General features: G+C 41.4%; 22 protein-coding genes. 13 read left to right on the top strand and 9 right to left on the bottom strand.

The features are described 5' to 3' along the window. Positions 1-324: 324 nt before the first annotated feature. Positions 325-633, bottom strand: coding sequence for an HU family DNA-binding protein (locus BZL35_RS01610; protein WP_420837018.1), 309 nt, complete (start codon positions 631-633; stop codon positions 325-327). A 405-nt stretch (positions 634-1038) separates the two neighbouring features. Here BZL35_RS01610 and galE point away from each other — a divergent pair, with 405 nt between their 5' ends. After that, positions 1039-2070, top strand: a complete 1032-nt coding sequence (gene galE / locus BZL35_RS01605; protein ID WP_106182245.1) for a UDP-glucose 4-epimerase GalE — start codon at positions 1039-1041, stop codon at positions 2068-2070. A 202-nt stretch (positions 2071-2272) separates the two neighbouring features. Next, the gene (locus BZL35_RS01600; RefSeq protein WP_106182242.1) at positions 2273-3043 is read left to right on the top strand and encodes a ferredoxin--NADP reductase; all 771 of its coding nucleotides are present in this window, start codon (positions 2273-2275) and stop codon (positions 3041-3043) included. A 768-nt stretch (positions 3044-3811) separates the two neighbouring features. Here BZL35_RS01600 and cyoD read toward each other — a convergent pair. From cyoD to cyoA, 4 genes are read right to left on the bottom strand one after another with little or no spacing between them, the layout of a single operon-like run. Further along, positions 3812-4186, bottom strand: coding sequence for a cytochrome o ubiquinol oxidase subunit IV (cyoD, locus tag BZL35_RS01595; RefSeq protein WP_106182240.1), 375 nt, complete (start codon positions 4184-4186; stop codon positions 3812-3814). Then, positions 4187-4801, bottom strand: a complete 615-nt coding sequence (gene cyoC, locus BZL35_RS01590) for a cytochrome o ubiquinol oxidase subunit III (protein ID WP_106182238.1) — start codon at positions 4799-4801, stop codon at positions 4187-4189. A 10-nt stretch (positions 4802-4811) separates the two neighbouring features. Continuing rightward, on the bottom strand, positions 4812-6785 hold the full coding sequence (gene cyoB / locus BZL35_RS01585; RefSeq protein WP_106182235.1) for a cytochrome o ubiquinol oxidase subunit I: 1974 nt from the start codon (positions 6783-6785) through the stop codon (positions 4812-4814). A 3-nt stretch (positions 6786-6788) separates the two neighbouring features. After that, entirely contained in the window at positions 6789-7871 is a 1083-nt protein-coding gene (gene cyoA / locus BZL35_RS01580) for a ubiquinol oxidase subunit II (RefSeq protein ID WP_106182838.1), read from the bottom strand. A gap of 838 nt (positions 7872-8709) precedes the next feature. On the opposite strand from cyoA, the gene glyA reads away from it, so the two are divergent. From glyA to rplS, 6 genes are all read left to right on the top strand, one after another. Then, entirely contained in the window at positions 8710-9960 is a 1251-nt protein-coding gene (gene glyA, locus BZL35_RS01575; RefSeq protein WP_106182232.1) for a serine hydroxymethyltransferase, read from the top strand. Between the two features lie 466 nt (positions 9961-10426). After that, on the top strand, positions 10427-10963 hold the full coding sequence (locus tag BZL35_RS01570; protein ID WP_245916318.1) for a DUF1415 domain-containing protein: 537 nt from the start codon (positions 10427-10429) through the stop codon (positions 10961-10963). Positions 10964-11547: 584 nt separating this feature from the next. After that, a complete protein-coding gene (gene rpsP / locus BZL35_RS01565) occupies positions 11548-11796 on the top strand; it encodes a 30S ribosomal protein S16 (protein ID WP_106182227.1) in 249 nt (82 codons plus the stop codon). A 150-nt stretch (positions 11797-11946) separates the two neighbouring features. Next, positions 11947-12555, top strand: coding sequence for a ribosome maturation factor RimM (gene rimM / locus BZL35_RS01560; protein ID WP_106182224.1), 609 nt, complete (start codon positions 11947-11949; stop codon positions 12553-12555). 61 nt (positions 12556-12616) lie between these two features. After that, positions 12617-13381, top strand: a complete 765-nt coding sequence (gene trmD, locus BZL35_RS01555) for a tRNA (guanosine(37)-N1)-methyltransferase TrmD (protein ID WP_106182222.1) — start codon at positions 12617-12619, stop codon at positions 13379-13381. A 94-nt stretch (positions 13382-13475) separates the two neighbouring features. After that, positions 13476-13865 carry a 50S ribosomal protein L19 gene (gene rplS, locus BZL35_RS01550; protein ID WP_106182220.1) on the top strand — a complete coding sequence of 130 codons (390 nt, stop codon included), beginning with the start codon at positions 13476-13478 and terminating at the stop codon, positions 13863-13865. Positions 13866-14915: 1050 nt separating this feature from the next. Here rplS and BZL35_RS01545 read toward each other — a convergent pair. The 3 genes from BZL35_RS01545 to BZL35_RS01535 all read right to left on the bottom strand — a co-directional run bounded on the left by BZL35_RS01545 (position 14916) and on the right by BZL35_RS01535 (position 17754). Next, on the bottom strand, positions 14916-15425 hold the full coding sequence (locus BZL35_RS01545) for a dihydrofolate reductase (RefSeq protein WP_106182217.1): 510 nt from the start codon (positions 15423-15425) through the stop codon (positions 14916-14918). Next, positions 15422-16216, bottom strand: a complete 795-nt coding sequence (locus tag BZL35_RS01540) for a thymidylate synthase (protein WP_106182837.1) — start codon at positions 16214-16216, stop codon at positions 15422-15424. The genes BZL35_RS01545 and BZL35_RS01540 overlap by 4 nt, the downstream gene beginning before the upstream one ends. A 425-nt stretch (positions 16217-16641) precedes the next feature. Next, positions 16642-17754 carry an aromatic ring-hydroxylating oxygenase subunit alpha gene (locus BZL35_RS01535; protein ID WP_106182215.1) on the bottom strand — a complete coding sequence of 371 codons (1113 nt, stop codon included), beginning with the start codon at positions 17752-17754 and terminating at the stop codon, positions 16642-16644. A 229-nt stretch (positions 17755-17983) separates the two neighbouring features. On the opposite strand from BZL35_RS01535, the gene BZL35_RS01530 reads away from it, so the two are divergent. From BZL35_RS01530 to folE2, 4 genes are all read left to right on the top strand, one after another. Next, positions 17984-18247 carry an exodeoxyribonuclease VII small subunit gene (locus BZL35_RS01530; protein ID WP_106182212.1) on the top strand — a complete coding sequence of 88 codons (264 nt, stop codon included), beginning with the start codon at positions 17984-17986 and terminating at the stop codon, positions 18245-18247. Between the two features lie 54 nt (positions 18248-18301). Then, positions 18302-19171, top strand: coding sequence for a polyprenyl synthetase family protein (locus tag BZL35_RS01525; protein ID WP_106182836.1), 870 nt, complete (start codon positions 18302-18304; stop codon positions 19169-19171). A 138-nt stretch (positions 19172-19309) separates the two neighbouring features. After that, positions 19310-21181 carry a 1-deoxy-D-xylulose-5-phosphate synthase gene (dxs, locus tag BZL35_RS01520; protein WP_106182209.1) on the top strand — a complete coding sequence of 624 codons (1872 nt, stop codon included), beginning with the start codon at positions 19310-19312 and terminating at the stop codon, positions 21179-21181. 151 nt (positions 21182-21332) lie between these two features. Then, positions 21333-22142, top strand: a complete 810-nt coding sequence (gene folE2 / locus BZL35_RS01515) for a GTP cyclohydrolase FolE2 (RefSeq protein WP_106182207.1) — start codon at positions 21333-21335, stop codon at positions 22140-22142. A gap of 66 nt (positions 22143-22208) precedes the next feature. On the opposite strand, the gene tsaD is transcribed toward folE2, so the two are convergent. Next, positions 22209-23237, bottom strand: coding sequence for a tRNA (adenosine(37)-N6)-threonylcarbamoyltransferase complex transferase subunit TsaD (gene tsaD, locus BZL35_RS01510; RefSeq protein WP_106182205.1), 1029 nt, complete (start codon positions 23235-23237; stop codon positions 22209-22211). Positions 23238-23388: 151 nt separating this feature from the next. Between tsaD and BZL35_RS01505 the strand changes: the two genes are divergently transcribed. Further along, positions 23389-24606, top strand: coding sequence for a BaiN/RdsA family NAD(P)/FAD-dependent oxidoreductase (locus tag BZL35_RS01505; protein ID WP_106182835.1), 1218 nt, complete (start codon positions 23389-23391; stop codon positions 24604-24606). The last annotated feature ends 224 nt before the right edge of the window (positions 24607-24830 follow it).

Here is a 24830-nt window from a genome sequence, read left to right as displayed (position 1 = left end):
TCGCTGTTCGCTGTCGCAATTTATATAACTGCTGAATTATAGTTGAAGATATTTTTCGAGTGTTAGTTATTGCTATAAAAGATTAGCTTCGAGCGAGATCATAAATTTAGTAGAGTGGTGATATCCCGATGCTGCGGGAAAATTGGCTAGATATATCTGGGATATGAAGATGCGATATCTTAAAAATAGAGAGAGGAAAATTTGAAGAAATAGAAAACCCTAATAGCAGATTATGGGTATCACCTTATTTAGAGAAAAAATAGGCCAGCCCAAACCTAAGTCTAAGCCTAAGCCTATCCAAAACGAATTGTGGAGGGGGGGCATCTATTTCTTTTCGTTGACCGCATCCTTGAATGCTTTACCAGCGGTAAACTTAACAGTTTTTGCAGCCGGAATCTTTATCTCTTCTCCGGTTTTTGGATTACGGCCGATACGTGCGGCTCGCTTACCCGAGCTGAACGAACCGAAGCCGATCACCTGTACACTACCGCCTTTGGCAACATTTTTTCTAATGACATCTAGCGCTGTGTCAAGAGTTTCGCCTGTTTGAGCTTTACTTTGCCCAGTTTGGCTTGCGATGGCGTCGATCAATTCTTGTTTATTCATATCTGTTTTCCCTTGAGTGGTAGTGATTACCGCGACAACAGCAACTTCAACACTTCCCAAATTTGGGGAGATGGTGTTCTATTTGCGCCATAATACATGCTTAGTGGCGTCTTATGGCTATTGTTTCAAAGCCGTCCTCACTCAATTAGTAAATAAGTCTGTGAGGAATTGTCTGGCACCGATGCTAGTCGAAAATGAGTACATTATAGAGCCTTAGATACTTTGTGAGCAGAGTGTGATTGTGAGTTATATTATTTTCTGTATGTAATATAAAAGAAAGTCTCGCTTTTTGCACTTTCTTGAGAATTGTGTTGAGTAATATTTTAGGATTAATTATTTTTTAAAGTCATTCAGTGGAGGGTCTAAGAGATTCTCCACTGATACTTTGAACCCCTTTTTTGGGTATCTAAGCAGAGAGACATTCTATAGCATATGAAGAATACTCAGGGGACTATTCTCGTGACCGGTGGCGCCGGATTTATCGGCTCACATACCTGCGTTGAACTGCTCAATCATGGATATCAAGTGCTAGTGCTTGATAATCTTACTAATAGCCATCCTAATTCACTGAAGCGTGTTAGTTGTATCACGGGACGGGAGCTTATTTTTGTGGAAGGCGATGCCTGTTCTCGCGCGATTTTGTTAAACATCTTTGATCGGTACCATATCACTGGAGTAATTCATTTGGCTGCCCTTAAAGCAGTGGGTGAGTCAGTCATCAAACCCATTGTCTATTATCGCAACAACATTGATAGCTTGCTTACTTTGATCGAAACGATGATAGTAAGCAATGTCAAAACGCTTGTGTTTAGTTCGTCAGCTAATGTTTATGGTAATCCTGTGACTGTACCTATTTATGAGTCTTCCCCACTTTTCGCAACTAATCCCTACGGTCAGACAAAGCTGATTGGAGAAAAAATTCTTTCTGATCTCGCTTCAGCTGATCCAACGTGGCGTATTGCGACACTAAGGTATTTTAATCCGGTTGGTGCACATGAAAGTGGTTTGTTGGGTGAACATCCTTTGGGTATCCCAAGTAATCTGATGCCATTTGTTGCTCGCGTAGCAGCGGGACATTTGCCGAAATTGCAGGTGTTCGGTTGTGATTGGCCTACGCCAGACGGCACCGGTGTGCGGGACTATATTCATGTGGTTGATTTGGCGAAAGGACATCTTGCCGCCCTAGATGGCTTGCGGAAACTTGATCATAGCTTTACAGTGAATTTGGGCACTGGACATGGTTATAGTGTATTACAGATTATTTCTGCATTTGAGGAAGCCAGTGGTCGTAGTGTGCCCTATACACTTGTGGAACGGCGTCCAGGTGATATAGCATCCTGCTATGCTTCTACTGTGGAGGCTAAGCGTTTACTTGGATGGTATGCACAATATGATTTGCCACGGATGTGTGTGGATCATTGGCGCTGGCAAGTGAATAATCCTAACGGTTTTTGTGTTGAGTAAGTTTCGAGAGGTTTTCGAGATGTTTCACCATCTGTAGATATAAAGGCTTCTTTTTACTGGATAATTAATTGAATTCTCGGACGAAAATTATTCCCAATGTAGGGGATATAAAAGTTAATTAACCCGTAATATTAATTGTAATTATTTATTTGGCAGTCGCCTTTTTTATCATTGAGACAGTTTACACCGATGCTTATTTATTATGATTTCACAGAATCAACAAAAAGTATTAGAAGTTCATCATTGGACGGATACACTATTCAGCTTTAAAACAACCCGTGATTCCTCATTCCGTTATGTTAACGGTCAATTCACAATGATTGGATTGGAAATTGAAGGTAAACCTGTTTTACGCGCTTATAGTATGGTGAGCGCGAATTATGAGGAAACATTGGAATTTTTGAGCATTAAAGTAGAGCATGGTCTTTTGACATCTCGTCTGCGTCACTTAAAGCCAGGTGATTCTGTAATTATTGGTCGGAAGGCTACAGGCACGCTGATTGTCGATAATTTACTCCCTGGAAAGAATCTTTATTTGCTTTCGACAGGGACTGGGCTAGCACCTTTTATGAGCATTATTCGAGATCCTGAAATTTACGAATGCTATGAAAAGATCATACTTACACACACCTGCCGTTTTGTTGATGAGTTAGCCTATCGTAATCTGATTACAGAAGATTTATCTGAAGATGAGTATCTTGGTGAATTCGTCCGCAATAAACTTATTTATTATCCAACGATAACGCGAGAAGACTTTAAAAATCAGGGACGAATTACTGAGTTGATTCAAACCAATAAATTCTTCGTCGACATCGATTTGCCTCCTTTTTCTAAGGAGGACGATCGTATCATGATATGTGGTAGTCCGGAAATGCTAAAAGAAATGTCTATTCTATTGGAGAAAAATGCTTTCATTGAAGGTCACAATCACACTCCTGGACATTATCTAGTGGAGCGCGCATTCGTTGCGTAATAAATTTAATCGGATTAAATGAGATAGTATTTGTCGATAGACCTTATTGTCTAGTGATTGCTTTGATTGAATATCGAGTTGTGAATTGCTATCTATTCACGACATTCCTTTCCATATTACATATCAATGTATGTATTTTTTAATCGTTGGTAGTAATGATGATGAGTATTCTTGGATACTTGAAAAGTCTGAATGAACACACTTTTGCTGCATGTTACTTCATCTATGCATGTGGAATTTTATCGGCTAAAGAATTGCAAAACACTGTTTTTTTGAGGTAAATGGATTTGCAACTAATATTGTTTTATTTCTGAGCGACGAGGTCGTTAAGTATTTGGAGTAAATCATCCTGATAACTCAGTTTAATTTCAAGTTGAGTGATTTATGTTTCCAAAGCACGGAGTACCGTTAGTGTTTTTGAGGTCAGGGGGCCTGTTTTAAGACTTCTTTCATTTATAAAATACCAACGACTCTACTAAACCTCGATTGGATCACTATTCCTGAGAATAGGTTCTGGCATAGACACTAAGGTACAATCCAAGATTGTAACGAGTTTTTTTACGGTTCTTCGTCCAGTGGATCAATTAGATTTATTTTTTGAAAGAACCTATCTGAAAATCAAAAGTATTTTTTTGTAAATGTAATTGGATACTGGGGATCTCATTGTCTATTTATTCCTGATGGACAGTGTATGGAAAGTTTTTATATTCGTTACTCTTTTGTCTTAGTTTGATGGCACTATTATTCTTCACGTTATAAACACAAGTATTAGTCAAACGGGATTGGTAGCATCATTAATTCATTCGCATTGAACATAATCCAGAGTGAGCCAACTAAAATAATTGCAACAATTAGCATTGTGAATGCAAATGCTATGACGTTCCAACGCTGAGTCAATGAACCGTCCATGTGTAGGAAGCACAGGAGATGAACAACAATTTGAAGCGTAGCGAAAAGTATCATGACCATGAGAATGATACTTTTTGGTAGGTTATTATCCATTACAAGTTTGAATGGAATGAAGGTCAAAATGGCTGATAAGACGAAGCCAATTAAATATGATTTAATCGTTCCGTGACTGCTGAAAGCGATATTTTGGCTCTCAGTATTATCATGAGTCTGAATACTTTGAATATGGCCCATTTACATTACTCCCATCAGATACACGATGGTAAATACAGCAATCCAGATAACGTCTAAAAAATGCCAAAACAATGACATACAATTTAAACGAATAGAGTTAGTGGCTGTGAGACCCTTCTTGTTGATTTGATAGATCAAGGCTAAAAGCCATAGAAGTCCACTGGCTACGTGTAAGCCGTGTGTGCCAACTAATGCAAAGAAAGAAGAAAGGAAGGCGCTACGACTCGGTCCAGCACCTTCCTTGATTAAATGATGAAATTCATAGATTTCCATGCTAGTGAACGCTGTTCCAAGTAAGAACGTCACCACTAGCCAACATAACACCACTTTTTTCTTGCGACCGTGTAGGCCGATCATGGAAAAGCCATAAGTGATTGATGAAAATAATAAAATGAAAGTTTCGATTAATACGAACTTGAGATCGAACAACTCGTAAGCAGTTGGTCCTCCTGCGGTCGCATTGCGGAGCACCGAAAAGGTTGCGAACAGACATGCGAAAAGAACCAGGTCAGTCATCAAATAGCTCCAGAAACCGAAGATCGTGTTAGCACCGATATCGTTCTGGTGTTCGTGTGTATGCACGTGAGTGTCAGTAGATTTCAAAACATCGCTCATGATAGTAAGCCTAGTTCTTTGCGATGCGTCGACGATAATATTCCGACTCAGTTGCTAACACTTCATGGGAAGGAACATAGTAGTCGATGCAATCATCATTGCTACGGTAAATAAATGTGGCGATCATACCTATAAAACCCAAAATGGCTAGCCACCAGATGTACCAGATCATGGCAAAGCTGAACACCAGTGAGAACGCACTGATAATGAAGCCAGCGCTGGTGTTTTTCGGCATATGGATAGGAACATAGTCACTTTTTAAATCAAAATTAATGTTATTTTCTTTACGATATGCTAGTTCGTCGATGTCATGGACCTCTGGAATTGTAGCAAAGTTGTAATTAGCCGGGGGAGAGGTTGTCATCCATTCTAGTGTGCGGCCGTTCCATGGATCCCCAGTTAAATCTTTTAGATTTTCTCGGTTTTTTATAGAAATTAACAGCTGTAGCACTTGAAAACAGATGCCAGCAGCAATGAATAATGCACCAACCCATGCCACCAATAAAAATGGTTGCCATAGTGGATTATCGTAGCTGCTCAGACGACGTGTCATGCCCATAAGACCAAGGATATACAAAGGAATGAAGGCTAGATAAAAACCAATTAGCCAACACCAGAAGCTTGCTTTACCCGTACGCTCATCGAGTTTAAAACCAAAGGCTTTCGGGAACCAATAGTTCATGCCTGCTACGTAACCAAAAAGTACACCACCGATAATGGTGTTATGGAAGTGAGCAACCAAGAATAGTGAGTTATGCAGTACGAAATCAGCACCTGGCACGGCTAGCAAAACACCAGTCATGCCTCCGATAACAAATGTAACGATGAACCCTAGGGTCCATAAAACCGGTGTCGTCATTTGCACACGACCACGGTACATTGTGAATAGCCAATTGAAGATTTTTACACCTGTTGGGATTGCGATGATCATCGTCGCGATCCCGAAGAAGGCATTCACATTCGCTCCAGAGCCCATTGTGAAAAAATGGTGTGCCCAGACCAGGAGAGAGAGGACCATGATTGCAGCCGTAGCGTAGACCATTCCTTTGTAGCCAAACAATTTCTTACTGGAGAAAGTTGTGATAATTTCTGAAAAAATACCGAAAGCCGGTAGTATCAAAATATACACCTCTGGATGCCCCCAAATCCATATGAGGTTGATGTACATCATTGGATTACCACCCAGATCATTTGTGAAGAAATGAAAATCCAGGTAGCGATCGAGCGAGAGGAGGCCGAGTGTAACAGTTAATACCGGGAAAGCGGCACATACCATTACCATGGTGCATAGAGAGGTCCATGTGAACACGGGCATCTTCATCAAATTCATACCAGGAGCTCGCATTCTGAGTATTGTGACAAGGAAGTTTACCCCTGTGAGTAACGTCCCTAATCCAGAAATCTGCAGGGCCCAGATGTAGTAATCAACCCCCACGCCTGGACTATATTGAATTCCTGATAATGGTGGATAGGCCAACCAACCTGTTTTTGCGAATTCACCTACGCCAAGCGAAATATTGATGAGCAGTGCACCCGCCGCAAATAACCAAAACGATAGAGTATTTAAGAACGGAAACGCAACATCGCGTGCACCGATTTGCAGAGGCACGATGAAGTTGACTAAGCCTGTCATGAATGGCATAGCCATGAAGAAAATCATGATTACGCCGTGTGCGGTAAATATTTGGTCATAATGATCTGGTGGCAAGAAGCCAGCGGAATTATGAGCGATTGCTAACTGGCTACGCATCATGATGGCATCGGAAAATCCTCTCAGCAGCATGATGAGTGCTACTATAATATACATCACCCCAATCTTTTTATGGTCAACGGAGGTAATCCATTCATTCCAGAGGTATTTCCATTTTCTGAAATAGGTTATCAGTGCTATCAAAACTAGCCCACCCAACAACATTGCACCTACGGCACCGACAACAATCGGTTCGTGGTATGGAATCGCTTCTAGCGTTAACTTGCCAAACATCGATTACTCCTTTGAAGACGTATGTGCCGTGGTGTCAGAAGGCGTCATGGACTCGACGGTGGTGTTTCCCAGAGAGCGAAAGCCTTCCATGGCTAATTTTAGCGAGTGATCTGTGGTTTTTTTCGTATGTGTCGATGGTACAACTGTGCGAATTTGATTATTTTGTTTGCGAGTCTTATCGTCACACCAAGGCATGATTAGGCCATTGAGTGATGCTGTCCCAATTCTCCCTTTCGTGGTTCCTGCGACCATAGGTGTATGCAAGATCGTCAGATAGAGGTATGGGTCCACAGAGCTGTAGTATGTTACAGTATTTTTTTCTTTCGGAGCGACTAAGGCTTGGTAAGCGTCGTTATCGAGTATTTTATCAGCGCTACGAACCTTTTCTATCCACTGATGGAAGTCATGTTCTGATAGAGCGAGGGTTTTGAAGCGCATGCCAGAGAATCCAGCACCACTGTAATTTGCAGAGAGACCATCATAAATACCAGGCTCGTTAGCAATGAGGTGTAACTTGGTTTCCATGCCCGCCATCGAGTAAATCTGACTACCTAATTGCGGAATAAAGAATGAATTCATAATCGATTCCGAGGTAATTTTAAAATTGACTGGAGTATCGACTGGAATCGCGAGTTGATTGATCGTCGCTATCTTTTGCTCCGGGTAGATGAATAGCCACTTCCAATTCATAGATACCACTTGGATGGTGATTGGTTTTTTTCTATGATCCAGTGGTTTGTATGGATCTAGCTCATGCGTTGAAATCCACGTAATCTTAGCTAAAATTGTAACAATAACGACTGGAATGGCCCAGACGATTACTTCAATGACAGTTGAATGACACCATTTTGGTTCATATTTTGCAGAAGTGTTCCTGGCACGGTACTTCCATGCAAAGTACAAAGTTAAGAAGATCACTGGAATCACAACGATCAACATCAGGAAAGTGGATGTGAGAATCAATGATTTGTTCTCTTCACCAATGAGTCCTTTCGGATTGAGCACGGCCATATCGCAGCCTGTCAATAAGAGGAGAGTACATAAGTTTAAAAGCCTGAGCAATCGGGAGGTTCTGTATTTCTTCATATCATGACAGAGCGGTAGTTGGCCAAAACGACAGGCATAACATGAACTTACTGGCCTGATGCGGGGCAGGAGCTTGGTAAGGTTTAAGAAAAAAAGCATGTAGCCAGCATGTAGCCACCACGGTGGTTGCAAAGATTGAAATGGTGGCATGAGCAGCCATCGCCAAGGCACCCCGGTGAGTTTAGTTATTCACATTCCTGATGGACGTTTGGCATTATGCCGAAATTTAATGTACTTAGGAATGGAAAAGTAAGAAAACCAACAAAACCAACAATGTCCTGCACTAAAAATTCCGTTAAATATTCCGAAAATCGTAGAAGAGCACTTATGTTGCGATGAAAATTTTTTTGTTTTTTTGATCGAAAATTTACGAGTAAATTATGATTCATTCGTTGAATGCAACTATTTCTATAGGTATCAATTACGCATCATCTCTAGAGATTTCTATAGGTTTCCGGTTTTGTTGGATGTGAATCAACCTGAGTTACTTTCTAATGGCATTTTTATCTCTTACTCGGAATAATCCCTTGATTATAGGAATAACGTAGTCTTTAGGTTGTAGCCCCGGTAAATATTGAATTCGCTCATAGGCGAGAGATAATATAGTTGCTTAACATACAAAGCTGGCATAAACTTACCTCAGAAGACCTAATTTTTCCTCCGTGACAGGTGCCAGCTATTAGGGTATGAGATTTAGAGTCTTTCTTATGCTTATTTGCTCTATTCGCCTCGGGTTAGCGTGATAGCAGTTTCTCTTCCCTATACCCATCTTCCATAAAGATGGTAGGAGTTTAGCTTCGTTTATCCTGAGAAATTTGTTCAATTGAATGGGAAATTCATGTTTGACAAAGAGAAATTCACTCTTGCCGCGATTGATCCCGATGTATGGGCTGCGATTAAAAAGGAGAATCAACGTCAAGAAGATCACATCGAGTTGATTGCCTCAGAAAACTATGCGAGTCCTGCCGTGATGGAAGCGCAGGGTTCCCAGCTCACTAATAAGTATGCAGAGGGTTATCCGGGTAAGCGGTATTATGGTGGTTGCGAGTTTGTTGACGAAGTCGAAGCGCTAGCCATAGCACGAGTTAAGGAACTGTTTGGTGCTGAAGCTGCTAATGTACAACCAAATTCTGGCTCTCAGGCTAACCAAGGGGTGTATTTTGCCATGCTTAAGCCGGGCGAAACAATCATGGGAATGAGCCTTGCTCATGGTGGTCATTTAACTCATGGTTCGCCGGTCAATATATCTGGCAAATGGTTTAATGTTTTGAGCTATGGTCTGAATGATAAGGAAGAAATCGATTATGAAGCCGCAGCCAAGTTGGCTGATCAGCATAAACCAAAACTGATTCTAGCAGGTGCCTCGGCCTACGCACTTCGTATAGATTTCGAGCGGATGGCGCAGATTGCAAAGTCAGTTGGTTCGCTATTCATGGTGGATATGGCACATTATTCTGGCTTAATTGCTGCTGGGGTATATCCTAATCCAGTTCCATATGCTGATTTCGTCACCACAACCACACATAAGAGCTTGCGAGGTCCACGTGGCGGGGTTATTCTCATGAAGACTGAACATGAGAAAGCGATTAATTCAGCTATTTTCCCTGGCATCCAGGGAGGGCCTCTGATGCATGTGATTGCTGGTAAGGCTGTGGCCTTTAGAGAAGCACTGAGTCCAGCCTTCAAGGAATACCAAACGCAAGTCTTAAAGAATGCTTCTGTTTTGGCAGAAACATTAGCTAAGCGCGGTTTGCGAATTGTTTCTGGTCGTACGGAATCCCACGTAATGCTGGTGGATTTGCGTGCTAAAAATATTACTGGTAAGACGGCTGAAGTAGCACTGGGTAGGGCTCACATTACCGTTAACAAAAATACTATTCCCAATGATCCTGAAAAGCCATTTGTGACGAGTGGTATCCGACTAGGGACGCCAGCAATGACAACACGTGGTTTCAAGGAAGATGAAGCAGAAGTGGTCGGTAATTTGATTGCTGATGTCTTAGAAAAACCAGAAGATGCACATAATCTTGCTGCCGTGTGTGAAAAAGTAGCTCAATTGACTCGGCGATTTCCTGTTTACCGTGGCTAATTTCGCAATAATCCTTTGATGCTTTACGCTAAAGTTTGAGCTGACGATTTCTCTGTTTTTTATGGAACATTTTTTGGAGTGCTGTCCTCTGTAAACGTACTGGGTGTGCTGCTATAGTCAATAGATCGGAAGTGCTTGAATCTATGACATTTATATTCAATTAGCACCAGTACTTTCAGTATGGTAGGTATCCTGATTTTTTGATACATAAATTGGAGTTTTTGTATGGTTCAAAGTTATTTCTGTTATTTTGGATTATATGAGCGAGATTTCAAAAATCTCTTGAATAATTTTACTGTACAGAAGTGAAAATAAACATTTCTTATTTTAATTCAGAATACTTTTAAAGCACACTTTACCTGATGGTGTGTTGCGTTTTTTATATCTGAAGGTTTTCAGATATTTTTCTTCTTTAATAGAAGATTAATTTAACATAAGGATATCTGTTATTTCTACCTTAGATTTTTTGAAGATCAAAGCGGATGTTTCTCATTGGGTGACCCGTGCAGTAATTGGTTTGAATCTATGTCCGTTTGCAAAATCGGTGTACGTTAAGGGGAAAATCCATTATTCTGTTAGTGATGCGACCACACCTGATGCTGCACTACAGTCTCTTGAACAAGAGCTGCAGAACTTGATTAATTTTGGAAATGATTCGAATGATACAACTCTATTGATTCTACCGAATGTGCTGCAAGATTATTTCGACTATAATAATTTTATTTTTTTTGCAGAACTGTTGCTCGAAAAAATGGGGTTGAGTGGTGTGATACAAATTGCAACGTTTCATCCAAATTATCAATTTAAAGGAACGAAAAAGAACGATATTGATAATTACACGAATCGTTCTCCGTATCCAATATTGCATTTACTGCAAGAGGCAAGTATTAGTCGGGTTGTTGATGCGTTTCCTCAAACTGCGGATATTTATCAGAGAAACATCTACACCTTGCGGTGTCTTGGTATTGATGGCTGGACAGAATGGATGCAAAGAGAAATATGAAATGAGATGTACTGAATAACTTTTTTCTCTTATTGTGTCAAATATCAGACGAGTCCATTGGAATGGGGATACGTCTCCAATAATTTAATGGATAGATCTCTTTTTGCAGTTTAAAAAGTTCGTTCGTCAGGTCAAAGTGATGTAAATAAGAAAATAAACGAAATAACTGATGGTTCTAGATGCTAGAGATAATCTTTTATATTTTTGCGCTTTGATGAATATTTTGATGTATTTAAGCGTATCCGAAAATAGGATAGAGTCATCTCTTTATAACAGCACAGAGGCATACAGCTAAAGATAGAGGATAGAAATATTCCGTAAATTTCCGCATTAGCAATGTTGAGTTTCCTATTTCAGAAATCCTGCTTTCAGGACATCTTACTTGCTGAGAAAAATAGAGAGCAGAGTTTAGATGTAAGATGTTTTTTGCTAGGGCTATTTATCTGTGTGTAGTTTTCAGTTCGCTGTTGAATCAATTCTAGTAGATTTACATTTTAGAGTGGTTTTTTTGGTGAGATTTTGAGGTATAATTGCCAGGATGTTCATCCGAACATCGAATTTTCTGGATTTCAAGGATTTTTATTATGGTCGTTATCCGCCTAGCTCGTGGCGGCGCGAAGAAGCGCCCATTCTACAACATTGTTGCTACTGACTCGCGCAATCGTCGCGATGGTCGTTTCATTGAGCGCATTGGATTTTATAATCCGGTAGCTAGCGAGAATACTGAGTCTCTGCGCATCTCTCAAGCTCGTTTGAACTACTGGAAAGATGTCGGTGCAAAATTATCCCCAACTGTTAAACGCCTGGTTGGTAGTCGAAAGATTTCTATTTAATTTGAACGTTTTTCTTTAGCTCTGTTTAATGAGCTAATTCTATCGAAAAACGTTGATTGAGTTGGCTTAAGGATTATTGGCGCTTTCAGTTTATTCTGTAAGCGTCGAGCTTCGTCTTTTTTTCATTTGTGTGAGACCCTTCGCGTACTTATGAAGAATCGTACGGAATTAGAGAGTGTTGAATTTTTGCTGAAGCGAATTTTGCATCCAGTGATCAATGTCCCAACTGATCTCATTGAATTGGGATATATTTCGGGTGCTCATGGTATTTTTGGTTCGGTAAAAGTGCGGCCACATATCGGTCAAGGTGATTGTTTGTTGTCTGCTAAAAAATGGTACTGTCAAGTTCCTGGAAAAGTAGGATGGTTTTTAGCCGATATTTTGAGGAGTAGTAGATATTCTAGTACAATCGTCGCCCAACTGTGCGGGGTTGTCAATCGAACGGAAGCTGGATCCCTTAAAGGGATCCAGCTTTGGGTATCACGTGTCGATTTTCCGATGACAGAGGAAGGTGAATTTTACTGGGTTGATCTAATCGGTGCTAATGTGACGAACTTGCAGGGACAAGATCTTGGTAATGTTGCAAGCATGTTAGATAACGGCATCCATAGTATTATGCGTGTGGTACACGAATCCTCTATTGAGGACATTCGCTCTGTCGGGGTGCGAGAGCGATTAATTCCATTTGTAAAACACTATGTTCAAAGTGTTGATATGGCAAAACGGCGCATTGTGGTTGACTGGGGACTCAATTACTGAGGATTAATGGTCTTTTGGAGTGCGTTTTTTACCTAGATGTTGTGAATGAAAGGCCATTCTCATGCAGTTTGATGTTATTACTCTGTTTCCAGAGATGTTTCAGGCAATAACTCACTGGGGTGTTACTGGCCGCGCCTTAAAGAAGGCGAAGTATGTATTACGTACGTGGAATCCGCGTGATTTTACGAATGATAGTTATCGTACAATTGATGATCGGCCATACGGCGGTGGTCCAGGTATGGTAATGCTGGCTCAACCTCTAGAAGCAGCCATTGTTACAGCAAAAGTTGCACAGGTGCAGAAAGGTGTTGCAAAGCCTCGTGTGCTTTTCATGTCGCCGCAAGGTAAGCCACTCAGTCACCGTCGCATCATGGATTTTCAAAAGCATGAACAGGGCCTCATTATTTTATGTGGGCGCTATGAAGCTGTTGATCAGCGATTGATTGATCGTTGTGTTGATGAGGAAGTGAGTGTAGGAGATTTTGTGCTATCTGGTGGGGAGTTGCCGGCGATGGTCCTAATGGATTCCCTAATTAGGCAGTTACCAGGTACCCTAAACGACTCGGAATCGAATAAACTGGATAGTTTTGTTGAGGGTCTACTCGATTTTACCCATTACACAAGACCGGAAGAATATGAAGGTTTGCAGGTGCCTAAAATTTTGTTGAGTGGACACCATGCAGAGATTGAAAAATGGCGGCGGCGCGATGCGTTGGCGAATACTTGGCGTAAGCGACCCGATTTGCTTGAGATGGTACGTCAAAATGGCTTACTAAACTCTGCTGATGAGGCATGGTTGGCAAGTCTTAAAATTGAGGTTAACTAATAGTGCGTTGCTATTTTGGTGGCGCTAGATTTTCATCCTCTGTTGGGGCCGGTATCTTCGGTATAACGCCATCAAGATGGTATAAGGAGTAGTAATGAATCTGATTGAACAGATTGAAAAGGAAGAAATCGCGCGTTTGACCGCGAACAAGACAATCCCTGAATTTGCTCCGGGCGACACTGTGGTGGTGAATGTAAATGTAGTGGAAGGTAGTCGGAAACGTATTCAGGCTTATGAGGGTGTGGTCATCGCTAAGCGTAACCGTGGTCTGAATTCCTCATTTATTGTTCGCAAGATTTCGTCTGGTGAAGGTGTTGAGCGTACTTTTCAAACGTACTCTTTACTGATTGCTAGTATTGAACTCAAGCGTCGTGGTGATGTGCGCCGGGCAAAACTTTACTATTTAAGAGAGCGTTCTGGAAAATCTGCTCGTATTAAGGAAAAGCTTACTTTTAAGAGCAAGCCGGCCACGGCAGTTGTGTAGTAATTAGATTTTTCTGTTTTATTATCCACCCAAATTTCGAGAATAAATTTCTTCCTAGGGGGAAAGTTCCTTTTTTATTTTCCCCTAGTGGAGCAATTGGTTTTTCTCCTATGAAATAGGCTTGTTTTCCTCCGTAACTAATTCTCGTTCTTATATCAAAAAATTTTAAATCGTTATCCGTTAATAATTGATATTTCTTATAGTGATTGCGTTGAAAATGCATAAACGATTTAGATTCTATAAAAAGAGTGGAGGTTTACGAAAGACTAAATAGGTAACCTGCAACGCTTGCTCTACGTATTATCTCTACTGCATAACAAGACAGCACTCTGCGTTAGTTTGCTATATATTTTTTTCACAGTGCATTTTGGAATATTCATTAGGTGGGCATTTACGTAAACTATATGTATGTGTTTTACTGACGGGTTCAATAGATAAGATGAAATTCTCTTCATTACTATCTTGCTTTATAAGGAATTTGAGACGTCGAACCCAACGAAAAAATAAAACTAGGAGCAACTGCTAACTAAGTTTGGGTTTTTCTTTTAATGATAGAAATACAACTCTAGGTGAAATTTGTATATTGCAACAATATACATGCTTACTGATTTTTTGCAACTCAACACCATTTTGAGTTGAAGATTTTTATCTTAAATTTGAATGTTTCATAAAAAATGATGATTCTTTTTTCTTTGAAAAATATATAAGAGTAGCAATTTAGAAGAAAAAGATTTTCTATATTTTATTAAAAATAATCTTAGTCAAGATCTAGGAAATAAGTATTTCCAATTTTTTACTAATTTTCTTTTTGAATTAGAGGGTTATGCTTAAGATTTGCTTAGTTCAAAAATGAGATTTTTGTTAGTTTCTATTTTTTATGGATCGATAGTGTGGGTATAGTGAAAATAGTAGATTACAAGCTAGAGAAGAAGATAGATGAGCGTCAATTTCAGCCTACTGTGATGATCTATAACCGAAATCCTATAGCATTACATCTCAACTAAATACCTTTTCAGATAAACGTGTTCTGTAAGTTGCTGTCATAAACTATTATGAGATTTCAAGATGTGATTGACGTCGCTCGTATGTTACATATGCGAAGTCAAAGTTATTAGGTGATGGAGCGTGATGAATTTCTCTGGTTGTTTCCTGCCAAACTGTCAGGTTGGGTTCAGTAAAATATGCATTACCTTCAAAAACTTTTGAGATTTCTGTGATCATCAGCTTATCCGCATACGGCATGGCTTCAGCATATAATTGCGCGCCGCCGATAATGAACATTTCTTTAGCACCGATACAAAGGTGTTTTGCCTCTCCTAGTGAATTTACTACGTCACATCCGTCGATGCTGAGTGATGGATTGCGTGTAACAATAATGTTACGGCGTCCTGGCAATGCATGGCCAATAGAGTCATAAGTTTTTCGCCCCATAACAATTGGTTTGCCCATTGTTAGACGTTTGAAGTGAGTCAGGTCTTTTGGCAAATACCATGGCAATTTGTTATCTCGACCAATTACACCATTGATAGCACGTGCAACTATTAATGTCAAAATCGTCATATAGCCACCGGTACTTTTATGTGTGGATGCGATTCATAATTAACCATGACAAAGTCTTCAAACTGATAGTCGAAGATCGAGTGAGGTTTACGTACAATTTCTAATTTTGGTAATGGTAATGGTGTACGTGCAATTTGCATTTCCGCTTGTGCGAAGTGATTGCTGTAGAGATGACAGTCGCCACCGGTCCAAATGAAATCACCAGGAGCTAAATCCGTTTGTTGTGCCATCATGCGTACAAGTAGTGCGTAGCTTGCTATATTGAATGGCAAGCCCAAGAAAATATCAGCGCTACGCTGGTATAACTGGCAAGATAGCTTGCCGTCAGCTACATAAAATTGGAAGAAAGCATGACACGGTGGTAGCTTCATATGCGGAATATCTGCTACATTCCAGGCTGAAATAATCAATCGACGAGAATCTGGATTCTTGCGGATTTCTGTAAGCAGTTCTGTAATTTGATCAATTTGTCCTCCATTCGCAGTGGTCCATGAGCGCCACTGCGAGCCATAAATGGGGCCGAGTTCACCATTTTCATCGGCCCATTCATTCCAGATTGAGACTCCATTTTCTTGTAGATAACGTACGTTGGTACTGCCTTGTAGGAACCAAAGCAATTCGTAAATGATCGATTTCAAGTGAAGCTTTTTTGTTGTAATAAGAGGGAAGCTTGTCTGTAGTGGAAATCGCATTTGGTATCCAAACACCGAACGGGTACCGATGCCTGTACGATCATTTTTTTTTGTGCCTTTTTTAAGCACATGACGTATCAAATCAAGATATTGATGCATAGGCTGATCCGCCATTTTCCCCTAATTTTACGATCTCAAGCATGTATGAGTTTATGGGAAACACTAATGCGTAGATGGCTAAAGCAAAAATTAGATGTGTCATTTAAAACGTATATATACTAGAAAATATATAGTAGAGAAGATTTGAAACCGTGGTTAAATATTGTTTCTTCAAAAATTCTTAGCTTAAAAATTTTTTTAGAAAAAAGAGTACTTCACTCAATAAAAAATGACTATTTAAGGAAAATACTCAAGATACGAATTATCAATTTTTATATGAAAGTACCAGCGTCTTAAACCATAATTGGGATGACACACACTGTATCGGACTATTTTTCAAAAGAGTTTTATGATGACTTACCTCATGAAAACTGTCTCCTATCTACGCGAAAAAAGTAAAACACAAAAAAATCAACGCAGGAAACCTAAAAATTTTCCATTTGACTACGTAGAAATTGATGAAAATGCCTCATACCATCTTCCATAGGACTTTGGTAAGGACCAATTTCGGAAACCCCACGTTCAAATAGTACTCGCCGACCAGCATCCATGCGCTCTGCAATTTGATCGTCTTCGCGTGCGGTTTCGGTATAAGCTGCGCGTTGCACTTCGATAAATTCTCGCTCGAAGAGACTTATTTCCTCTAAATAATAATATTCAACAATATTCGTTGTTTTTTGAGGATTACGGGGGATCAGCCAGGATACTATGAGTACATGTGGGTACCATTCAATCATCAGGTATGGATAATACAGCATCCATATCGCACCAAAGGTGGGAAGTTTGCCTTGATTGTATTTTAGCAGCATATTATGCCACTTATGATAGATTGGACTGCTTTGCTTATCAACGCAGCTACGCAAACCAACCGTCTGTATGCTATACCAATCGCCAAATTCCCATCTTAATTCATCACACGAAATGAAGCTGCCGAGTCCTGGGTGAAATGGGACGACATGATAGTCTTCAAGGTAGACTTCAATGAATGTTTTCCAATTATAGTTGCAGTCATGTATCTCCATGTGATCGAACATATAGCCAGAAAAATCCAAATGGCGTTTTACGCTCAACTTTGCAAGGTCATCCTGTACATTTCTGCCTTGATTTTCGAAAAGTAGTCCATTCCAGCGTTGCAGAGGGAACTTTCCGAGATTGAGGCAGGGTTTTTCTGTAAAATGTGGGGTACCTAGCAATTCACCAGTTGTGTTGTAAGTCCAGCGGTGCAACGGACATACTATATTAGATACGTTACCACGTCCGTTCAGCATGATTGACTGTCGATGCCGACAAACGTTTGATAATAAGTCAACACCATGCTCGCTCGAATAGTTACGTATCAGCATGCGACCTTCATTTTCTGCAGGCAGTGCAAAATAGTCGCCATAGTCTGGTACCATCAATTCATGTCCGATGTAACGTGGACTATTCTTGAAAAGTATATCGAGTTCCCACCTTAGGAAGGACTCATCAAAATATAAATGGACCGGTAACTGACTAGCAGTCGGTTTCGGTTGAAAATCGCTGCTTATATTAGACATTCCCCATAACGCCGAACTTAAAAAGACTGAAACAACCTCTTCGTCGAAAAATCGATTTATAGAGGACGGGCATTGTACACTTTTCAAGTGTGTCTCTGAATGAATTTTGTAATACCTTTAGTAGGATAGAATTTTTGTGAGAAAAAGACTTGCATTAAAATTATGCACCACCGCTGTGGTTCTAGTTTATTTACCGTAAAATACAATTTTAATTTAATTTTTTTAGTTTATGGTCAAGACTTCGAAGATTAAGGTGCTTGCGACTGAGAAGGTTGGATTACCTTCAAACTACGAAACTGCATTGGCTGAACTTGAGTTGCTTATTGGTAGAATGGAAGGAGATGAGCTCGGGATTGAGGAGTTGTTAGATGCATACCGACGTGGTGTTTTACTCGTGAAGTATTGTCAGGAATTGCTTGAAAAAGTTGAGCAGCAGGTGAAAGTACTTGAAGGTGAGACGTTGCGTCCTCTGACTTTATCTCGTGATGAATGATATTGTTGGGAGGTTTTTGTGGCGGGAGAAGTAGCGCAGGATTTCTATAACTGGATGCAGGAGATACGAGCTCGTATCGAGCTTGTGCTTGACAGCAGCCTTCCGACTCTGGATGGCGATCTGACTGGTTTGCATGAGGCTATGCGTTATGCTCTCGTTGGTGGGGGAAAGTATGTGCGGCCGCTCTTATGTTTTGCAGCGGGTGAGGTAACGCAAGCGTGCCCAGCCGCGCTAGATCGCGTAGCCTGTGCATTGGAAATGGTACATGTTTATTCGCTAGTGCATGATGATTTGCCGTGCATGGATAATGATACATTGCGCCGTGGTAAACCGACGGTGCATGTTCAATTTGATGAAGGTACTGCGTTATTGGTAGGTGATGCTCTCCAGACACAGGCTTTTTCGTTATTGAGTGAGACATCGTCAGTACTAACTGCCTCTCAGTCTTTGGCACTTGTACATGAATTAGCCCATGCAGCTGGATCATTTGGTATGGTGGGCGGTCAGGCGATTGACTTGGCCAGTGTTGGCCAGAGATTGCCACAAAATGTGCTGGAGGCGATGCATCGCATGAAAACTGGTGCTTTATTACGGGCTTCGTTGCGCATGGGAGCACTTTGTGGAGATCCTCTATCTGATGAAGCGAGAGAGATGTTGGATGTCTATGCTAGCGCTGTTGGACTTCTATTCCAAGTAGTAGATGACATTCTAGATTGTACAGAAAATTCAAATACACTGGGGAAAACCGCTGGCAAGGATGCTAAATATGCTAAGCCAACTTACGTATCACTTTTGGGGCTAGATGCGACTCGTGCACTGACCAAGCAATTGCATGCTGATGCGTATAAGGCGACGGAGAGGTTAGGCAAACGGGCGAATCGTTTGCGTGCGTTAGCTAATTTCGTTGTACAACGAATCCATTGAAGAGGAATTCTGGTTGAGATTTTGTATGTTCCTTGTACAACAAGGATTAGTATATTCCAAAGTTTTCTATGGAATTTCTTAATATCTTTAACGGGTCTTAAATAGACCAGTACTTGATTTGCTTACAACAAAATAATGATGTGCGAATTGCTGAATACTATCGATGGTCCCGCTGATTTGCGTAAACTCGATCGTCACCAGCTCTCATTTTTGGCGGATGAGCTGCGGGCGTTTGTACTCAAAAGCGTGTCCTGTACTGGTGGTCATCTCTCCTCTAATCTCGGAACAGTGGAGTTAACAATCGCATTGCATTATATTTTCAATACCCCGGAAGATCGTATCGTCTGGGACGTGGGCCATCAAAGCTACCCTCACAAAATTCTTACAGGCCGTAGAGAGGCAATGAATTCACTTCGTCAAATGGGGGGTATTTCTGGATTTCCACGCCGCAGTGAGTCTCCATACGATACATTCGGTACAGCGCATTCTAGTACCTCAATTTCTGCAGCTTTAGGAATGGCACTCGCGGCGAAAATAAAGGGCGATAATCGTTTCAGTATTGCGGTCATAGGAGATGGAGCGATGACTGCGGGAATGGCTTTTGAAGGCATGAATAATGCTGGGATCTATGAGGATTTGCCATTTCTTGTCATATTGAATGATAACGATATGTCAATATCACCGCCAGTCGGTGCATTGAATCGTTATCTTGCCCGTTTAATCTCGGGAAAATTTTATGCTACTGCTAAGAAAAGGATTGAGAAGATGTTGTCTGTGTCTCCACCGATTCTCGAACTTGCTCGTAAACTTGAAGAGCATGCTAAGGGTATGTTGGTACCGGCGACGATGTTTGAAGAGTTTGGTTTTAACTATATAGGCCCAATTGATGGCCATGACCTTGATTCACTCCTTCCGACGCTTCAGAACATCAAAGCGTTGAAGGGACCCCAGTTTTTGCATGTTGTGACCCGTAAAGGTTATGGTTACAAACTGGCCGAGGCTGATCCTGTGCTCTATCATGGTCCAGGTAAATTTAATTTAGCAGAAGGCATTAAACTTAGTAAAAATGCCAAAAAAACTTATACACAGGTTTTTGGTGATTGGCTTTGCGATATGGCAGAGCAGGATGTTCGTGTAGTCGGCATTACCCCTGCGATGCGAGAAGGTTCTGGAATGGTGGCATTCGAACAACGTTTTCCGATGCGCTATTATGATGTTGGTATTGCCGAACAGCATGCCGTGACATTTGCAGGTGGTATGGCTACCGAAGGATTGAGACCTGTAGTCGCAATCTATTCAACTTTTTTGCAGAGGGGTTACGATCAGCTAATTCACGACATTGCACTACAAAACCTTCCTGTTATGTTTGCCTTAGATCGTTCGGGACTTGTCGGCGCTGATGGCGCTAGCCATGCGGGTGCTTATGATCTTGCTTATCTGCGTTGCATTCCAAATATGGTAGTGATGGCACCTTCAGATGAAAATGAGTGCCGTCAGATGCTTTATACTGGCATCCAAATTGATGGACCTTCTGCAGTACGCTATCCTCGTGGAACGGGTATTGGAGTAAAGACTGAAAAGGAAATGACGGCATTACCAATCGGCCGTGGCATCGTTCGGCGTGAGAGTTTAGCAAAAGCTGGACATCGCGTCGCCATTTTCGCATTCGGTAGCATGGTAGCGCCTTCTCTTGAAGCTGCTGAGTGGTTGGATGCAACGGTTGCTGATATGCGTTTTGTTAAACCGATTGACGACGAGCTGGTTACTCGTTTAGTGCACTCGCACGACTTCCTTGTGACGGTGGAGGAGGGATGCATTATGGGTGGAGCTGGTTCGGCAGTATTAGAAAACATTTTTATCAGTAAGGTTTCTCGACCAACACTACAATTGGGTCTACCCGATAAATTTCTTGATCATGGCGACCATGCCCAGTTGATCGCAGCACTCGGACTTGATGCGAGTGGGATTGCCAAGGCGATTTACACTAGATTTAATCTGAATCATTCTTGAAAAAATGAAAATTTTTAATAAATCAATTGGATTGATGTGCGAATTTTCCTTGATCTATTTCTTAATTGAATAGCCAGGATACATCTCCAGTTCTTCTTCAATTTTACATACAGCTCCTCCGGTCAATTGACTGGTTTATAAGGATATTTTGATGAATCAAATTAACCCTATTTTTATTATGCCGGACGTACAAAGTGGTATTGATACGCGCCAGATTCCGATCCAGCGTGTTGGTGTACGTGCTGTACGGCATCCATTGGTACTGAAGACCAATTCTGATCAGATGCAGGCCACAGTAGCTATTTTTAATATGGATGTGCATTTGCCTGCTAATCAAAAGGGAACACATATGTCTCGCTTTATTGCTTTGCTTGAAGAAAATAAAGCACCGTTCGATATGATGAATTTTCGTGTTATGTTGATAACCATGCTGGAGCGTTTGGAAGCTGATGCTGGACATATGGAAGTGAGCTTTCCTTATTTCATCTCAAAGACTGCACCGATCTCTGGTGTAGAAAGTTTGATGGACTATCAGGTGACACTTACTGGGCAAGTGCTTGATGGTCAGACGCGTGTGTGGCTCAAGGTGCTTGTCCCAGTCACTAGCTTGTGCCCATGTTCGAAGCAAATTTCCAAATATGGAGCTCACAATCAGCGCTCACATGTCACGATTCATGCAGAGTTGCTGAGTGAAATCAGTATAGAGGAAATCGTGACTATAGCGGAAGAGGAGGCTTCATGTGAGTTATGGGGTTTATTGAAGCGTCCAGATGAAAAATACGTAACAGAGCGTGCCTACGAGAATCCGAAATTTGTGGAGGACTTAGTACGTGATGTGGCAAAACGCTTAAATAAAGAACCACGTATCATTTCTTATAAGCTGGAGGCGGAAAATTTCGAATCAATCCATAATCACAGCGCTTACGCACTGATTGAGCATGACAAGCGATTAAATGCGTGACGATAGGAATAAATTGATCATTGGCTATCGCAGAATCACGAATACGTCTGAGATATGGATTGAACACTAATATCTAGTGATATCGGATAAGTCCCAGCGCGGGCGAACTGTGTATGAGTAAGAGAAATCCGCCTCATCTGGCCAATGTTTAAGGCGCATTGCTCCAGCGAAGGCAATCATAGCGCCGTTATCGGTACAAAATGATAGGTTTGGGTAATGAACCCGGTACCCGCATCGCTTGACGGCCAGATTGAGACCTTGACGTAATTGTTGATTAGCCCCGACGCCGCCTGATACGACAAGGGTATGCAAGCCTGTTTGCTTTAATGCTGTCATAGATTTATCAACGAGGATATCTACGATAGCATCCACGAAGCTTCGCGTTAAGTCGGCTTTGGTCTGTTCGCAAATATTTTCTTTCAGACTTTTTACCTGAGTAAGCACAGCTGTCTTTAGACCACTGAAACTGAAATCAAGATTACCTGAATACTTCATTGGACGAGGAAACCTAAAGCGGTTGGGGCTACCAAATTCTGCCAGTCGAGATACGGCAGGACCACCAGGGTAGCCAATGCCGAGAAGCTTTGCCGTCTTATCAAAGGCTTCTCCCGCGGCATCATCTAAGGTTTCACCTAGCATACGATATTGACCGAATCCATGTGCTTCCATCAATTGTGTATGTCCACCAGAGACAAGTAGCGCTACGAAAGGGAATTCAGGTGGCTCAGGCGAAAGCAGTGGAGATAGTAAATGTCCTTCAAGATGATGTACTCCTATCACAGGTTTTTCGAGGGCAAATCCCAATGCATTTGCAATGCTTGCCCCGACAAGTAGTGCACCAGCGAGTCCTGGACCTTGTGTGTAAGCAATGGCATCTATGGTTGATAACGGTTTTTTGGCTTCTGCGAGTACTGCTTCAGTGAGTGGCAGGACGTGTCGGATATGATCGCGTGAAGCTAATTCTGGAACGACACCACCATACGCTTCGTGCATAGCAATTTGAGAATGAAGCGCATGGGAGAGTAAACCATGCTTTGTATCATACAAAGCGAGACCGGTTTCGTCGCAAGAACTTTCGATGCCTAAAACTAACATAAGAATTGAAGTAGTTTTAGTCAAAATTGACTAAAATAATATGCATGGTCTCAGTATACCACCAATATCGCAGGTCATTCGCGGATCCATATAACGTGGAGAAAGCGGTGACAAGATGACGGTTTTACTTTGTGTCGCTACAATGCTAAGCATGGAAAAATTTGATGTTGCGATTGTAGGGGCCGGAGCAGCAGGTATGATGTGTGCTGGTTTAGCGGGTCAAGCCGGCTTGCGAGTGGTATTAATAGACCATGCTAAATTCCTTGCTGAGAAGATTCGTATCTCTGGGGGCGGGCGTTGTAACTTTACCAACATTAATGCGGGTCCCTCTAACTATCTTTCGGAAAATCCTGATTTTTGTCGTTCAGCGCTAGCACGTTATACGCCTAGTGATTTCTTGGATCTGATGCGGGAGAATGGTATCTCATGGCATGAGAAACACAAAGGGCAGTTGTTTTGTGATAAGAGTTCGGGTGACATTATAGAGATGTTGCGTCGAGAGTGTGAAGTGGGTAATGTCTACTGGAGAATGCCTTGTCGTGTTCATGCTGTTACCCGTAATGAGGGGAGCCATCCTTATTATTTAATAACAGATGCTGGAGATATTTCCGTAAGCCGTTTGGTGGTTGCAACGGGTGGATTGTCTATTCCAAAAATTGGAGCAACGGACTGGGGATTTCGTCTTGCCAAGCAATTTAATTTGAACATCATCGAACCTCGCCCGGCTTTAGTGCCATTGATGTTTGATACGATCAGTTGGGCACCATTTACTGGTTTATCGGGATTGTCTTTAGAAGTCGAAGTTAGTTTGGGGGAAACAGGCCATGCTGTAAGTTTTGTGGAAGATTTGCTGGTGACTCACCGTGGATTATCGGGGCCCGCAATTCTACAGATATCCAATTATTGGACAGCGGGGCAACTGCTTCTGATCGATCTTGCACCAACACAAAAGCTTGAGGAACTGCTAATTAAAGCTAAAGCAAGTTCGAAGCGCCAGTTGGTAAACGTACTAAGTCAATTCTTGCCAGTGCGGTTATCTAATGCGTTGGTTGGGCATCAAAATCTTTCTCCCTCATCTAGAATTCAAGAATTATCTGATAAGGCATTACGCTCGCTTGCCAGAGCATCAAACGCTTGGAAGGTTAAACCTTGTAGCTCAGCAGGGTGGAGCAAAGCTGAAGTGACACGTGGCGGCGTTGATACGATGGCATTATCATCTACAACCCTGGAGGTGCATGGATTGCGAGGGCTACATTTTATTGGTGAAGTTCTGGACGTCACTGGCTGGCTTGGCGGTTATAATTTTCAATGGGCGTGGGCATCTGCTGTAGCCGTGGCTAGAGCTATAGCTGCTGAAGATATTCAGTAGTTGGATAGTAATATAGTATTACCATGGGATAAACGGGGCGACATTTTGTTTTCGCTGTGTTAATTCAGCTGCTTCCCTGATGTTACGTAGTAAAAATTCAATTATTTTGTTAATTACCGTGATTAATCAGAATGAAGTTAATAAATGGTGATTGCTATAACAGGGATAGGTACATGGCATTTATGAATGCAATAATCGGTCAAAGCATTGAATATGAAAAGTCA

Origin of the sequence: Candidatus Pandoraea novymonadis (assembly GCF_003004665.1) — a bacterium.
GTDB lineage: Bacteria > Pseudomonadota > Gammaproteobacteria > Burkholderiales > Burkholderiaceae > Pandoraea > Pandoraea novymonadis.
This window is presented reverse-complemented; position numbering and strand designations above follow the sequence as displayed.